The 12,564-nt window shown below is 72.9% G+C and carries 15 protein-coding genes; 6 read left to right on the forward strand and 9 right to left on the reverse strand.

Annotated elements, in window-relative coordinates; translation table 11 throughout:
- Positions 1–166: 166 nt before the first annotated feature.
- Both F4553_RS38560 and F4553_RS38565 read right to left on the reverse strand, forming a co-directional pair.
- On the reverse strand, positions 167–1,384 hold the full coding sequence (locus tag F4553_RS38560; RefSeq protein ID WP_184846465.1) for a Dyp-type peroxidase: 1,218 nt from the start codon (positions 1,382–1,384) through the stop codon (positions 167–169).
- A 3-nt stretch (positions 1,385–1,387) separates the two neighbouring features.
- Positions 1,388–1,918: a copper chaperone PCu(A)C gene (locus F4553_RS38565; protein ID WP_184846467.1), complete on the reverse strand. Its 531-nt coding sequence runs from the start codon at positions 1,916–1,918 to the stop codon at positions 1,388–1,390.
- A gap of 192 nt (positions 1,919–2,110) precedes the next feature.
- On the opposite strand from F4553_RS38565, the gene F4553_RS38570 reads away from it, so the two are divergent.
- Positions 2,111–2,692: a copper resistance CopC family protein gene (locus tag F4553_RS38570; protein WP_184846468.1), complete on the forward strand. Its 582-nt coding sequence runs from the start codon at positions 2,111–2,113 to the stop codon at positions 2,690–2,692.
- Positions 2,693–2,710: 18 nt separating this feature from the next.
- On the opposite strand, the gene F4553_RS38575 is transcribed toward F4553_RS38570, so the two are convergent.
- The gene (locus tag F4553_RS38575) at positions 2,711–3,478 is read right to left on the reverse strand and encodes a zf-HC2 domain-containing protein (RefSeq protein ID WP_184846470.1); all 768 of its coding nucleotides are present in this window, start codon (positions 3,476–3,478) and stop codon (positions 2,711–2,713) included.
- Positions 3,479–3,562: 84 nt separating this feature from the next.
- On the opposite strand from F4553_RS38575, the gene F4553_RS38580 reads away from it, so the two are divergent.
- Positions 3,563–4,144, forward strand: coding sequence for a sigma-70 family RNA polymerase sigma factor (locus tag F4553_RS38580; RefSeq protein ID WP_184846472.1), 582 nt, complete (start codon positions 3,563–3,565; stop codon positions 4,142–4,144).
- 108 nt (positions 4,145–4,252) lie between these two features.
- Positions 4,253–5,707, forward strand: coding sequence for a PepSY-associated TM helix domain-containing protein (locus F4553_RS38585; protein ID WP_184846474.1), 1,455 nt, complete (start codon positions 4,253–4,255; stop codon positions 5,705–5,707).
- A 42-nt stretch (positions 5,708–5,749) separates the two neighbouring features.
- Here F4553_RS38585 and F4553_RS38590 read toward each other — a convergent pair whose 3' ends face one another.
- Entirely contained in the window at positions 5,750–6,427 is a 678-nt protein-coding gene (locus F4553_RS38590; RefSeq protein ID WP_184846477.1) for a YcnI family copper-binding membrane protein, read from the reverse strand.
- Positions 6,428–6,544: 117 nt separating this feature from the next.
- Here F4553_RS38590 and F4553_RS38595 point away from each other — a divergent pair, with 117 nt between their 5' ends.
- On the forward strand, positions 6,545–6,829 hold the full coding sequence (locus tag F4553_RS38595) for a DUF2218 domain-containing protein (RefSeq protein ID WP_184846479.1): 285 nt from the start codon (positions 6,545–6,547) through the stop codon (positions 6,827–6,829).
- A gap of 90 nt (positions 6,830–6,919) precedes the next feature.
- On the opposite strand, the gene F4553_RS38600 is transcribed toward F4553_RS38595, so the two are convergent.
- Positions 6,920–7,240, reverse strand: a complete 321-nt coding sequence (locus tag F4553_RS38600; protein ID WP_184846481.1) for a hypothetical protein — start codon at positions 7,238–7,240, stop codon at positions 6,920–6,922.
- Entirely contained in the window at positions 7,233–7,922 is a 690-nt protein-coding gene (locus F4553_RS38605) for a DJ-1/PfpI family protein (RefSeq protein ID WP_221470650.1), read from the reverse strand. The genes F4553_RS38600 and F4553_RS38605 overlap by 8 nt, the downstream gene beginning before the upstream one ends.
- A gap of 87 nt (positions 7,923–8,009) precedes the next feature.
- On the opposite strand from F4553_RS38605, the gene F4553_RS38610 reads away from it, so the two are divergent.
- Complete coding sequence (locus F4553_RS38610; RefSeq protein ID WP_184846485.1) at positions 8,010–8,948, forward strand: GlxA family transcriptional regulator; 939 nt, start codon at positions 8,010–8,012, stop codon at positions 8,946–8,948.
- 56 nt (positions 8,949–9,004) lie between these two features.
- Here F4553_RS38610 and F4553_RS38615 read toward each other — a convergent pair whose 3' ends face one another.
- Together F4553_RS38615 and pseI are read right to left on the reverse strand one after the other, a co-directional pair.
- Positions 9,005–9,931, reverse strand: coding sequence for a hypothetical protein (locus tag F4553_RS38615; protein ID WP_184846488.1), 927 nt, complete (start codon positions 9,929–9,931; stop codon positions 9,005–9,007).
- 87 nt (positions 9,932–10,018) lie between these two features.
- Positions 10,019–11,068, reverse strand: a complete 1,050-nt coding sequence (gene pseI, locus F4553_RS38620) for a pseudaminic acid synthase (RefSeq protein WP_184846490.1) — start codon at positions 11,066–11,068, stop codon at positions 10,019–10,021.
- 70 nt (positions 11,069–11,138) lie between these two features.
- On the opposite strand from pseI, the gene F4553_RS38625 reads away from it, so the two are divergent.
- Entirely contained in the window at positions 11,139–12,044 is a 906-nt protein-coding gene (locus F4553_RS38625; protein WP_184846492.1) for a LysR family transcriptional regulator, read from the forward strand.
- Here F4553_RS38625 and F4553_RS38630 read toward each other — a convergent pair.
- Complete coding sequence (locus F4553_RS38630) at positions 12,034–12,549, reverse strand: pyridoxamine 5'-phosphate oxidase family protein (protein WP_184846494.1); 516 nt, start codon at positions 12,547–12,549, stop codon at positions 12,034–12,036. The two genes, F4553_RS38625 and F4553_RS38630, sit on opposite strands and share 11 nt — an antisense overlap.
- Between the last annotated feature and the right edge of the window lie 15 nt (positions 12,550–12,564).

Consider the following 12,564-nt stretch of genomic DNA (forward strand, 5'->3'; position numbering starts at 1 on the left):
CCACCGTCTTCCACGCACCTGCTGCCGGCCGTGCGTACGGTAGCAAGGTCCGGCGACACGGTGATCGATCTGCAGGATCCCGGACAGTCCACATTGGCCGATGTGGATGGGTGGGAGCCCGCCGCCGGGTCACCCGGATGGCATCGGCGGCGGGCCGGCCACGGGCTCAGGCGAGCAGGGTCTCGCCGATCCAGCCGTCCGGCCCGCAGCCGGGCGGGATCGCGAAGACCGCCGACCCGACCGGGGTCGTCCACTCGTTGAGCAGGTCCACCTCGGCGAGCGCGCGCTGGACCGGGATGAACTGGCGGGCGATGTCGGCCTGGAACGACGCGAAGATCAGCCCCGCGTCCGGGGTGCCGTCCGGGTGCACGCCGTCGTCGTAGTTGTAGGGGCGGCGAAGGATCCGCAGGGTCTCGTCGGGAGTGTGCGCGCGGCGGACGTGGGCGAATTCGGAGATCACCGGCAGGCCGAGGCTGTCGGTGGCGGTGAGGTCGACCGGGTCGTGCTCGGCGGCGCCGGTGAGCGGCGCCCCGGTGTCGAGGCGGCGGCCGACCGCGAACTCCTTGCCGACACGGTCGACGGCGTCCCAGGTCTCCAGCTCGGCGCGGATGCGGCGGACGACCAGGGTGGAGCCGCCGTGCAGCCAACCGGGACCGTCGGAGATCCAGACCGCCCGGTCGTGGTACGCGGCCGCGGGCTGGACCGTGCCGTCGAGCTGACCCATGATGTTGCGCTGGGTCGCTCCGGTCCGGCCGACTCCGGCGGCTCGGCGGAATCCGCGCTGGACCCAACGGGTGGTGGCGAAGGTACGGGTGTCCTTGACGAGCATCCGCTGGGCGTGCGCGATGGTGAGCGGGTCGTCGGCGCAGACCTGGATCAGCAGGTCGCCACCGGACCAGCGGGCCTGGAGCCGGTCGATGCCGAACGCGGGCAGCGGTTCGACGGACGCGGGCCGGTCCCGGTCGCGACCCGCGGCGGCGAACAGGTCCGGTCCGAATCCGAAGGTGACGGTCAGCCGCGCCGGGTGCGTGGCGAGCTCCGGCTCGGTGTCGGCGAGGGCGGCCCGCCCGGTGGTCAGCCTGGCCGCGTCGTCGGTGAGCAGCCGCATCATCCGGCCCAGCGCCGCCCGGTCGGTGCCCGGGCGCAGGTCGAAGGCGAGCAGCACGGCGTGGGCCTGCGGTTCGGTGACGATTCCGGCCTGGTGCGGTCCGTGGAACGGCACGACGGCGGCACCGAGGTCGGCGGTGGACGGCTCGGTGCCGGCGTCGGTGCGACCGCCGAACGCGGTCCCCACGCCGATGGCGGTGCCACCGGCGGCGAGGGCGCCGCCGGTGAGCAACCAGCGGCGGCGTACCCGGCTGAGGGGGTTGGGTGTGGTCGTCACCGGTCAGCCCATGGTCATCGGGGCGTAGCTCTCGTTGCCGCCCGCGAAGGCCTTGCCGACCGCCGTGAACTCGACCGTGCCGCCGTCGGCGAGGGTGAGTGTCACGGTGACCGCGTCACCCGCCTTCACCGCCGTCGTCACCTCCATCATCATCAGGTGGTCGCCGCCGGGTGCCAGCTCATGGGTGCCGCCGGCCGGGATGACGAAGCCGCCGGTCTTGGGACGCATCACCATCGCGCCGTCGACGGTGGCGATCTCGTGCAGCTCCATCCTCGGCGAGGCGGTGGAGGTGGCCGAGACGACGGTGACGTCGGTCTTGCCGGTGTTGACGAGGGTGCCGAACGCCGCTGACATGCCCGTGTCGGCGGTCTTCACCCACGGATCCCGGATGCTCACGGCGGGGGCGGCGCTGACCGCGGTGCTCGGCGTCGCGGTCGCCGCGGTGGTGCCGTCGGTCGCGCAGCCGGTCAGCATCGCCGCGCAGGCGGCTGCCGCGAGGAGGGCGGCCCGGACGGCCGTCCTGGTCCTGGTCATCGTGTCCTCATCCCTGTCCTGGGTGGATTGGAACGGCGGCGGTGCCGACCGCAGCCGATGACGTAGTCCCCATCGGAGGCATGGCGGTTCCCGGTGTCACGGTGATGGATCTCTCGCGGTCCGGCCGGAACTATTCCCGCCGGCCGGACGACTGGAAGGAGTTGCCACCTCTTCTCGAAACGGTGATCACCCATGACTGGTATCCGGTGGCGGGCCACCGCGGCCGTTGCGGCCGTTGCGGCCGCGACGCTGTCCGTGCTGCTGCCCGCGGTCCCCGCGCAGGCGCATACCGAGCTGACGACATCGAGTCCGGCGCACCGGTCGACGATCACGCGGCAGATCGACCGGGTGACCCTGACCTTCTCCGGCCCTGTGAAAGCCAAGGTCAGCTCGGTGACCGTCATCGGACCGGACCGGGTCGCCTTTCAGACGGGCGCGCTGAGCGTCCGGGACGGGGTCGTGACGCAGCCGGTGCTGCCGCTGCGGTCGGGGGCGTACACGATCGCCTACCGGGTGGTCTCGGGGGACGGGCACCCGGTCACCGGATCGGTGACCTTCACCGCGAAGCTGCCCGCGGAGCAGAGCCCGAGCCCCAGCCCCAGCCCGGCGCCCGCCGTCGTCGTGCCGTCGGCGTCGCCGGTGCCGTCGGTCGATGCCGCGAGTGCCGCCGGGCCGGTCGGGGAGTCGTCGACCGGGTGGCTGTGGCCGGTCGGTGCGGCAGCGCTGCTCATCGCGGTCGGCGGTGTTCTGGTGTGGCGGCGGCGGGCGTCCTGACCTGCGAGTCGGCCCTGGTCAGGCGGCCCGGCGGTGCTCGGCCACGACCTCGCCCCGGGTCGCGGCCCGCACCGGGAAGGGATGCACCGTCGCCAGCGGCCCGTCCGGCTCCTCGGTCAGGCGCAACCGCCAGCCCGACCGTCCCGAACCCGCCGGCGGATCCATGCCCGCGAACCGGGGACGGCCCAGCGCGATCAGCAGCAGGTAGCCCGCGAGGATGAACCCGTGAGAGAGGATCCGGCTGAGGTCGACCCGCCCGGAGAGCGAATCGTTGATCGTCAGCAGCGCCAGCACCCCGACGAAGACCGACAGGATCGGCAGCAGCCCGGCCGGGCGGGACCGCCGCCACGCCACCCACGCGAACCCGGCGCCGATCGCCACGTTCCACGCCGCCGACTCGTGCCACAGGTGCCCCGACGCCACCCCGCCGGTCGGGTCGGTGTGGGCATGGCCGGTCAGGCCGGCGTCCAGCGCGGTGATCTGGACCACCCCGAGCAGGAACTGCACGAGCCCGACGACCCCCAGCGCCCACCGCAGTCCCAGCGCCACCCGTGCCCTGCCCGCGCCCGGTGCGGCCGCGAGCAGGGCGGCGAGCCGCTCCGGCGGCAACTCCGGCACCTCCGGCAGGCCGACCCGGGCCAGCCGGGTCACGTCGGTGGCGGCGGCCAGCCACGCCGTGCACTCGGCGCAGTCCGCGAGGTGACCGTCGACGGCGGCGCGCTCGTCCGGGTCGTCCTCGCCGTCGAGCCGGGCCGACAACGCGTCTCTGATCTGCTCACACCGCATATGACTATGGTCGCCGGGTGATGCCGGTCAGTTCCACACCCGGGTGGGTCGCCGATCACACCGTTCCGCCTATACGCTTCGGCCATGTTCGCCCAACGGCCCTCCGATGACGATGTCACCGCGTGGGCCCTGGCGGCACGCACCGGTGACCGCGATGCCGCCGCGAGCTTCATCCGGGCCACCCAGGCCGACGTGGTCCGCTTCCTGACGCACCTGGTCAGCGCCGGCGACGCCGAGGACCTGGCCCAGGAGACCTTCCTGCGGGCGATGCGCGCGCTGCCGTCGTTCCAGGGCCGCTCCTCGGCGCGGACCTGGCTGCTGGTGATCGCCCGGCGCACCGCGGCGGACCACATCCGGACCCTGACCCGCCGCCCCCGCCTCGCCGACGCCGAGGACTGGGTGGCCACCGCCGACCGGGGCCGGGTGCCCCGCGCCCGCTTCGACGAGCAGCACGCACTCTGGCAGCTGATCACGGCGCTCGCCGTCGATCGCCGGGAGGCGTTCATCCTCACCCAGGTGCTCGAGCTCAGCTATGCCGAGGCAGCCGAGGTCTGCGACTGCCCGGTCGGCACGATCCGGTCCCGGGTCGCCCGCGCCCGCGAGGACCTCGCCGAGGCGATGCGGGACCAGGACGACAATCCGGCCCGGCACCTGCGCGCCGTCTGAGCGCGACAGCGACGGCCCGGCGCGGGCCGGTTCGGAATCCGTGGGGAACCAGACGGGCGGCTTCGCCGACTACCGAGCCGGTATCCGTCCGCACCCGATAGGGGAGTCATGTCCTCCACCTCCGCGATCCCGCACCAGCTCGCCCCGCCGCTCCCCGAGCCCGAGCGGCAACCGTCCAAGCGCCGTGCGTCCGGGCTCGGCGCGCTCCTGCTGCGCCTGCACTTCTACGCCGGGATCCTGGTCGCCCCGTTCCTGATCGTCGCGGCTCTGACCGGCCTGGCCTACACGGTCACCCCGCAGCTGGACGCGATCGTCTACGGCGACCAGCTCTACGCGTCGCAGCCCGATGCGGCGGCCAAGCCGATCGCCGAGCAGATCGCGGCGGCCCGCTCCGCCCACCCGGAGGGTGCGCTGTCATCGGTGACCCCCGGCGATGGCGACCTCGCCACGAGGGTGGTCTTCTCCCTGCCCGAGCTCGGCGAGAAGCAGCACACCGTCTATGTCGAGCCCGCCACCGCGGCGGTCAAGGGCACCGTCACCACCTGGTTCGGATCCACGCCGGTCACCACGTTCCTCGACGATCTGCACCGCAACCTGCAGCTCGGGGATGTCGGCCGCTACTACTCGGAGATCGCCGCGAGCTGGCTGTGGGTCCTCGTCCTCGGCGGGGTCGCGCTGTGGTGGCGGCGCCAGCGGGACGCGAGAAACCGGGCTCGCCGCCTGCTCCTGCCCGATCTCGCCGCGAAGCAGGGGGTACGCCGTACCCGCAGCTGGCACGCCGCGACCGGTCTGTGGCTCGCCCTCGGACTGCTCGGCCTCTCGGCGACGGGGCTGACCTGGTCCCGCTACGCGGGGGCGAACTTCAGCACGGCCCTCGACGCGCTGAGTGCGCACCGCCCGGAGCTCTCCACGACGCTGGACGGCTCGCAGCCCGACGCCACCGGCGGCCACCACGGCGGCGCGGACGCCGCCACGTCCACCGCACCGGTCGACCCGGCCGCGGCGGACCTCGTCCTCAAGGTCGCCCGCGACAACGGGCTGGACGGGCCGGTCGAGCTCGCCCTCCCCGCGTCGGCGGGTTCGGCGTGGACGGTCACGCAGGTCGACAACGTGTGGCCGGTACGCAAGGACGGCATCGCCGTCGACCCGGGCTCCGGAGCCGTCACCGCGCGCAGCGACTTCGCCGACTGGCCCCTGCTCGCGCAGCTGAGCGGCCTCGGCGTCCAGGCGCACATGGGCATCCTGTTCGGACCGTCCAATCAGGTCCTGCTCGCGCTGGTCGCGGTCGGGCTGCTGCTGATGATCTTCTGGGGGTACCGGATGTGGTGGCAGCGGCGCCCCACCCGGACCGACCGGCGCGCGACGGGCTGGACCTCGCCGGTCGCCAGCGGTGCGTGGCGCAGGCTGCCGACGTGGATGATCGTGGTCGGCATCCCGGTCGTCATCGCGCTCGGCTGGTTCATCCCCCTGTTCGGCATCCCGCTCGCCGGTTTCCTGCTCATCGATGTGATCCTCGGTACCGTCCGAGCCAACAGGATCCACCGGCGGCGGCAGGCGGCCTGAGCTCCCGGGGGTCGCCCCCGGCCGGGCGACCCCCGGGCCTGCTCACGCGGTCTGCTGGCGGCGGGTGGCCAGGGCGAGCGCCGTCACCGCCACGGCGAGGGCGGCGATGCTCAGCCACAGCGGGAGGCTGCTGCCGCTGTCGTCATCGGCCGGGGCCGTCGCCGCGGCCGATGCCGCCGCCTTCGGCACGAGCTTCAGGATCGGCGCCGGGTGCTCCACCTCTGTGCCGCCCGCCGCGATGTCGATCCAGCGCACCACGTCGCCGTCGGAGTAGGTCTGCAGCGCCTTGAACGCGATCTGGTCCACGCTCGGCAGCGGCCCGGCCGAGATGTCGAACTCCTGGAACTGGCCCGGCTTGATCGCCGCGTCGGCGGTCGCCGTCCAGGTGATCTTCGAGACGGCCTCGGTGATCTCACCGCCGTCGTCGTCCTTGACCGGTGCGGGAAGCTTCGACCTCTCCGTCACGATCGTCCAGCCCGCCACCGGTTTCACCGACACCGACGCGATCGGGGTGTCCGTCGGCACCACGACCTCCACCTTCGTGGTCGAGGCGTCGGCCTTCTCGTTGGGGACCCGGAACGTCAGTTTGGTGTAGCCGCCCTGGGTCGCCGAGCCCGGATTCACTGTCACATGAGCGGATGCCGGACCGGCGACCAGCGCCACCAGCGCCGCGGCGCCGGTCACCACGGTGGCGAGCCGCCACATACTCGTCTTGCGCATCATGATCCTCTTCGTTGGTGGTGGCCGTGTCCCCTCATGGTCGTCGGGAGCCGCGGCGAAGTTCCCGCGAACGCCCGGGTGGAGGCCGGTCCGAGGCGGCCGCGTTACCCTGGCCGCATGATCACCTCTCGCGCCGATGTGGCGACCGACCGTCCCGAACGCTATGCGAAGCAGCTCGTCTCCCACCTCGGCCGGCACACGCCGCCGATCGAGGAGGGGGAGGGCCACCGGCTCGTCTTCGGCTCGGGCACCTGCCTCGTCTCGCCCGGTACGGACACGCTCGTGCTGGTGGCGACCGCCGAGGACGCCGAGGCGCTGGCTCAGGTCGAGGATGTCGTCGCCCGCCACCTCATCCGCTTCGGCGAGAAGGACGAGCTCGCCGTCACCTGGGCCGCTGCGTGACGTCTGCCGGGAACCAACCTTCGTGCTGATCGGGGTTCCACCTCGCGGTGGGGTGGCGGACGCCGCGGCTGTCGCGGACCGCAGAGGCGTTCAGGTGCCGCGCCGGGTGCCGGTGACGCTGCTGCGGGGCAGCTTCCCGGCGCGGGAGTGACCGGTCATGGTGTCGCCGCGGACCACGGTGTCGAAGTCGAGGTGGAGGCGGATGGGCCTGGTCACCGACTGCCGCCAGGTGACGCGGAGCCCGTCGGCGGTCTCCGCGCACGCGATCTCCGCGAGCGGGACCGTCTCGCCCCGGCCCTCAGCGGTGCCGGAGACCGCATCGCCGCCGCCGGTGAAGGTGTAGACGACGGAGAGGGAGCCGATCGGCGTCTTCAGGACGAGGTCCCAGACCCCGGCGACGGCGTCAGACATCGATCGGCTCCCGTCCCGCGTCGCGCCACACGGTGCCCCGGCGCTCGTACTCGAAGAGGGTCTCGACGGCGTGGGCCACCCTCGGCCCGAACTCCCGCTCCAGGATGTGCAGGCCCAGATCCAGGCCCGAGGTCACACCGGCAGCGCTGATCAGCTCACCGTCGTCGACCACCCGCGCGGACACGGTGTGTACGCCGGTGGCCGCCAGCACCTCCATCCCGAGCACGTGCGTCACCGCGTGGCGGTTCTCGATGAGCCCGGCCATCGCCAGCGCCAGGGAGCCCCCGCAGACGGTCGCCACCGTCACCGCCGGGTTCCGCAGGGCTTCCCGCACCAGCGGCACCGCGTCGGTCTCGCCGAAACGGGCGAGCAGCACCGGGATCGTCGCCACCCCCTCGTCCGGGTCGCCGACGACCGGACCCGAGACGCCCGGCACCAGCACGTATCCGGGTTTCGCGGGGTCGAGGCGGGCGGTCGCGGTCAGGGTGAGGCCCCGCGTACCGCTGACGACCGCTCGGGGACCCTCGGCCGTGACGAGCTCCACGACGAGCTCACCGCCGACCGCGTCGCTCCCGGCGGCGAGGACCTCGAAGGGCGCGATCACGTCCAGCGGATCGAAGCCGTCGAACAGGACGATCTGGGCGTGCATGGGCGGCTCCTCGGTTCGGGGTGTGCCACCCATCCTCGGGGACCCGCCGTGGCGACTCCAGTGGCCTGAATGCCATTGGGTGGCTGAATCTTGCCAGCCCTTCAGCCTCGGGAGTCTGCCGTGCACACCGTGGCGGTCCTCGCCCTGCCGGACACCATCGCCTTCGACCTGAGCACGCCCATCGAGCTCTTCGGCCGGGTACGCCTGCCGGGCTGGCGTCCCGGCTACCGCGTCCTGGTCTGCGCGGCGGAGCCGGTCGTCACCGCCGGGCCGCTGCGGCTCGCCACCGACCACGGCCTCGACGCCCTGGCACGGGCCGACACCATCGTGGTGCCCGGCCGCAACGATCCGGCGTCGCCGACTCCCGCCGCCGTCCTCGGCGCCCTTCGCGAGGCGATGGCCCGGGGGACCAGGATCGCCTCCATCTGCGTCGGCGCCTTCACCCTCGGCGCGGCCGGGCTCCTCGACGGGCGGCGGGCGACCACCCACTGGGCGGCGACCGAGCGGTTCCGGACGGCCTTCCCGGCGGTGGAGCTCGACCCCGACGTGCTCTATGTCGACAGTGGACAGATCATCACGTCGGCCGGAGCGACGGCCGGGATCGACATGTGCCTGCACCTGATCCGGCGCGACCACGGTGCGGCGGTCGCCGCCGACGCCGCGCGGCTCGCCGTGGCGCCCCTGCACCGCGACGGCGGGCAGGCGCAGTTCATCCTGCGCGCCCGGCTGGACTCCGCCGCCGCCGGGCTGGGGCAGCTGCTGGAGTGGATCGAGGAGAACGCCTACCGCGACCTCAGCCTCGACGACCTGGCGAGCCGGGCGGCGATGAGCATCCGCACGCTGAACCGGCGGTTCCGCGAGGAGACCGGGCAGACGCCGATGCAGTGGCTCAACGGGGTGCGGATCCGCCAGGCGCAGGAGCTGCTGGAGACGACCGACCACGGCGTCGACCGCATCGCGCACCAGGTGGGCTTCACCTCGCCGACGAATTTCCGCGCCCAGTTCAAGCGGATCAGCGGCGTCGCACCCCAGGCGTACCGCACCACGTTCCGCGGCTGACGGGCACCCGGGTCGCGATCATGTCCAAAGTCGCGGATCCTCGATGGCGGGTGGATTCAGGCCGCGACGGTGCCGCGCTTCATGAGGTGCTGCGCGAAGTCGTCGCGGCCGTCCATGGAGTGCGCGACGGCGTTGCGGTAGGCCACCGACGCCCACAGCTGCACCTCGCGGTCGGCGAGCTCGCCGAAGATGCCCGTCAGCCACCGCCGCATCCGCCAGGTGAGGACGGACTCCGGCTCGGCGAGCAGGCCGCCCTCCCGCCGCAGCGCCCGCGCGTAACGGTCCACCAGACTCACATATGCCGACCCGCCGAGCCGTTCCAGCAGCGCGAACTCGAACCCGTGCAGGACCGCCTGCGCTCGCCAGTAGTCCAGCGATCGGCGCGACGGCGAGTGCCGCTGCGTCCCCATCGCGTGGCGGATCTCGTAGAGCATGAGCACCCCCTTGCCCAGCGTGCTGAGCTGCTCCTGCGGCACCTGCGGCGGCAGGACGACGAGCCGGGTGAGCTGGCCGGTGCCCAGGTCGACCCCGCCCCGGAACGCGGGCAGCCACCGGCCGAGCAGCCGGTCGAGCTCCGCGCCCGGCCCGGCCTTGCGGTCCAGGCCGGTCAGCGGCACCAGCAGCGTCCGCGCCTGGTAGCCGCCGACGAGCTCGGCCCCCTCCGGCTGCTGGAACCGGTCGCGCAGCTCGGCGAGGCTCGCGGCGGAGTCGTCGGTGCCGCCGGTCGTCGCGAGCAGGTGGCCGCCGGTGCCCGGCAGCAGAAAACCGGGGACCAGGTGGGTACGCAGGAAGCGGAGCGCCTCGGCGGCGTCCAGCATCTCGCCGGCCGCCTCGCCGACCGTCTCCGCCGCCTGGATCCACTCCCGCGCCACCTGATACCGGTGGCTGAAGTCGGTCCGCAGCTCGTCGACGCCGGCATCGGGGAACATGCCGGCGAAGAACCCGGGCACGAAGGCCGGTGCTGCGAATACGCCCTCCACCATGAGCCCACGATATCGACTTCCATCGACATGTGACGCTCTTCCGCGCGGCGTGGGCCAGCTGTCATAAAAGTGACAGTTGTCGATCAACTAGACGAGGTCCCAGGTGAGCGGGGTGCCCCGGACGGCGTCGCGGCTGAAGACGCGGCCCCGCACCGTGTCGAACTCCCCGGGTGGCAGGCCACCGGCCGGGCGGATCGAGCGCACGTTGCCCGGGCCGACCGGGTCACCCGCGCGGACATCGGCGACCACGTAGAGGGACCTGCGGAAGCGCAGCCCCTCCCGTTCGCTGCCGGTCGGGCCGATCCGGGTGGAGCCGAGCGCCTGCCAGGCCCGCTCGCTCTCGGCGACCAGCGCCGACATCTCCGCCGGGCTCAGTGAGAAGGCCGCGTCCACCCCGCCGTCGGCCCGGTCCAGGGTGAGGTGCTTCTCGATGACGATGGCGCCCAGCGCGACCGCCGCCAGCGGCACGCCGATGCCCGTCGTGTGATCGGAGAGGCCGACCTGCACGCCGAACGTCTCCGCCAGCATCGGAATGCGTCGCAGGTTGCTCTCCTGCGGCGGCGACGGATAGGAGGCGGTGCACGCGAGCAGCACGATCTGCTCCGCCCCGGCATCGCGGGCGGCCTCCAGCGCGGCGGCGATCTCCCCGATGCCGGCCATGCCGGTGGAGATGATCAGCGGCTTGCCGGTCCGCGCCACGAGCCGGATCAGCGGCAGGTCCACCAGCTCCGACGAGGCGATCTTGTATGCCGGTGCGCCCAACGACTCCAGCAACTCCACGGCGGTCGGATCGAACGGTGCGGAGAAGACCGTCAGCCCGTGCTCCCGAGCCCGTTCGAAGATCGGCCCATGCCACTCGTACGGCGTATGCGCCTGCTGAAACAGCTGGTAGAGGCTCTGCCCACCCCACAGTTCGTGCCCGTCCCCGACCCGGAAGGCCGGACCGTCGCAGTCGATCGTGATCGTGTCCGGCGTGTAGGTCTGCAGCTTCAGAGCGTGCGCGCCGGTCCCCGCGACCGCGTCGACGATGGCGAGTGCGCGGTCCAGCGATCCGTTGTGGTTGCCCGACATCTCGGCGATGACGAACGGGCGGACATCCGGCCCCACCGGGTGCCCGGCGATCTCGATGCTTGTCATGCCGCCAGTCTCAGCCGGCGACCCGCGCCCGGTCCAAGACCTGTCCGGGCCGCAGTGACAGGATCAGGTTATGAATCCAGGTGACGGCATCGACCTGCGGCTCCTGCGGTATTTCCTGACGGTCGCCGAGGAGCTGCACTTCACCCGCGCGGCCGCCCGGCTCTACATCTCGCAACCGGCGCTGAGCAACCAGATCCAGCGCCTGGAACGGGAGCTGGGAACCGCGCTGTTCGCCCGCACGACCCGTGGGGTGAACCTCACCTCGGCGGGGGCGGCGTTCCTGCCTTACGCCCAGCAGACCGTCACCGCCCTGCTCACCGGGATCGCCGCGGCGAACGCCGACACCGTGGTCCGGGTGGACGTGCTCGACGCGGAGCTGCGTACCCCACGGGTGGTGTTGAGCTTCTTGCGCACCGCGCACCCGGACCTGCGGGTGCTGGTCACGGCCCAGGGCAGCGCGAGCCAGCGGCGCCGGATCCTCGCCGCGGACCTCGACGCCGGCTTCTGCGGCCTCGGCGCCGTCGCCGACGACGCGCTGGCCGGCGAGGTGATCCACCGGGAGCCGGTGGACGTGGTGCTCCCCGCGACCCACCCGCTCGCCGGCGCGGAGCAGGTCGGCCTGGCCGCGCTCGCCGAGGACGTCTTCTACCTCCCGCACGACGCGGTGGCGCCGGAGTGGAACGACTTCGTCCGCGCGGCCTGCCGGGACGCGGGTTTTCAACCGCGCCGCCACCCGACCGCGACCGACGGCGCCGCGACCGCGCTCGACCTCGTCCGCGAGGGCGCCTGCGTCACGCTGGGCCTGCGGTCGACACCCCATCCCGAGGGGACCGTGCGGCGACCGCTCGCCGGGGCGGGGCTCGCCTATCCGTGGGCGCTGATGTGGCACCGGCAGCACGGCGACCGCCCGGCGATCACGCTGGTCCGCGATGCCGCCCGCGCGGCGGCGACGGCACACGGCTGGGCTACGCGATGAGCTTGGCGAAGTCCGGCGCGTAAACCGTCATCCAGTGCGGCTGCAGCCGGTAGTAGACCACCTCGGTGTCCCAGTCGAAGGCGTCGGCTCCGTAGAACCCCTGGAAGTACTCGAGCAGATCCGGCCAGTCCGCCGCCGGCGCACCGTCGAGGGGATTGAGGATCTCCACCGTGCCGTGCGTGAACACGCCCAGGTCCTCGCCGCGCAGGTGGGCGATGCTGGCGGCGGGGCGGGCGGCGAGGTGGCGGGCCTTGGCGGCGGTGCGGGCCGTGCCGAAGCACCACCGACCGTGCAGGAAGTGCCCGTCCACGGCGCTGATCCGCGGCTCGCCCTTCGCCGTCACGGTCGACAGGGCGAGCGTGCACATCCCGGTCAGGACCTGCGTGAGCTGCTCCGCCGTGACGGTGCGCTCGGTGACGATCGACCGGAGGTGCGCGGTGGAGCGGGACAGGGAGGCATCGAGCAGGGCCTGGAGTTCGGTGAGCTCCTCGGACGTTTCGCGCATCAGGCCAGGATAGCC

Origin of the sequence: Allocatelliglobosispora scoriae (assembly GCF_014204945.1) — a bacterium.
GTDB classification, from domain to species: domain Bacteria; phylum Actinomycetota; class Actinomycetes; order Mycobacteriales; family Micromonosporaceae; genus Allocatelliglobosispora; species Allocatelliglobosispora scoriae.

Coding starts and splice junctions, on each gene's coding strand:
- pseI (WP_184846490.1), bottom strand. CDS start 11,068: ATGACAAGCATCGAGATCGCCGGGCACCCGGTGGGGCCGGATGTCCGC.
- F4553_RS38575 (WP_184846470.1), bottom strand. CDS start 3,478: ATGCGGTGTGAGCAGATCAGAGACGCGTTGTCGGCCCGGCTCGACGGC.
- F4553_RS38565 (WP_184846467.1), bottom strand. CDS start 1,918: ATGACCAGGACCAGGACGGCCGTCCGGGCCGCCCTCCTCGCGGCAGCC.
- F4553_RS38600 (WP_184846481.1), bottom strand. CDS start 7,240: ATGTCTGACGCCGTCGCCGGGGTCTGGGACCTCGTCCTGAAGACGCCG.
- F4553_RS38580 (WP_184846472.1), top strand. CDS start 3,563: ATGTTCGCCCAACGGCCCTCCGATGACGATGTCACCGCGTGGGCCCTG.
- F4553_RS38585 (WP_184846474.1), top strand. CDS start 4,253: ATGTCCTCCACCTCCGCGATCCCGCACCAGCTCGCCCCGCCGCTCCCC.
- F4553_RS38625 (WP_184846492.1), top strand. CDS start 11,139: ATGAATCCAGGTGACGGCATCGACCTGCGGCTCCTGCGGTATTTCCTG.
- F4553_RS38590 (WP_184846477.1), bottom strand. CDS start 6,427: ATGCGCAAGACGAGTATGTGGCGGCTCGCCACCGTGGTGACCGGCGCC.
- F4553_RS38630 (WP_184846494.1), bottom strand. CDS start 12,549: ATGCGCGAAACGTCCGAGGAGCTCACCGAACTCCAGGCCCTGCTCGAT.
- F4553_RS38605 (WP_221470650.1), bottom strand. CDS start 7,922: ATGGGTGGCACACCCCGAACCGAGGAGCCGCCCATGCACGCCCAGATC.
- F4553_RS38570 (WP_184846468.1), top strand. CDS start 2,111: ATGACTGGTATCCGGTGGCGGGCCACCGCGGCCGTTGCGGCCGTTGCG.
- F4553_RS38595 (WP_184846479.1), top strand. CDS start 6,545: ATGATCACCTCTCGCGCCGATGTGGCGACCGACCGTCCCGAACGCTAT.
- F4553_RS38615 (WP_184846488.1), bottom strand. CDS start 9,931: ATGGTGGAGGGCGTATTCGCAGCACCGGCCTTCGTGCCCGGGTTCTTC.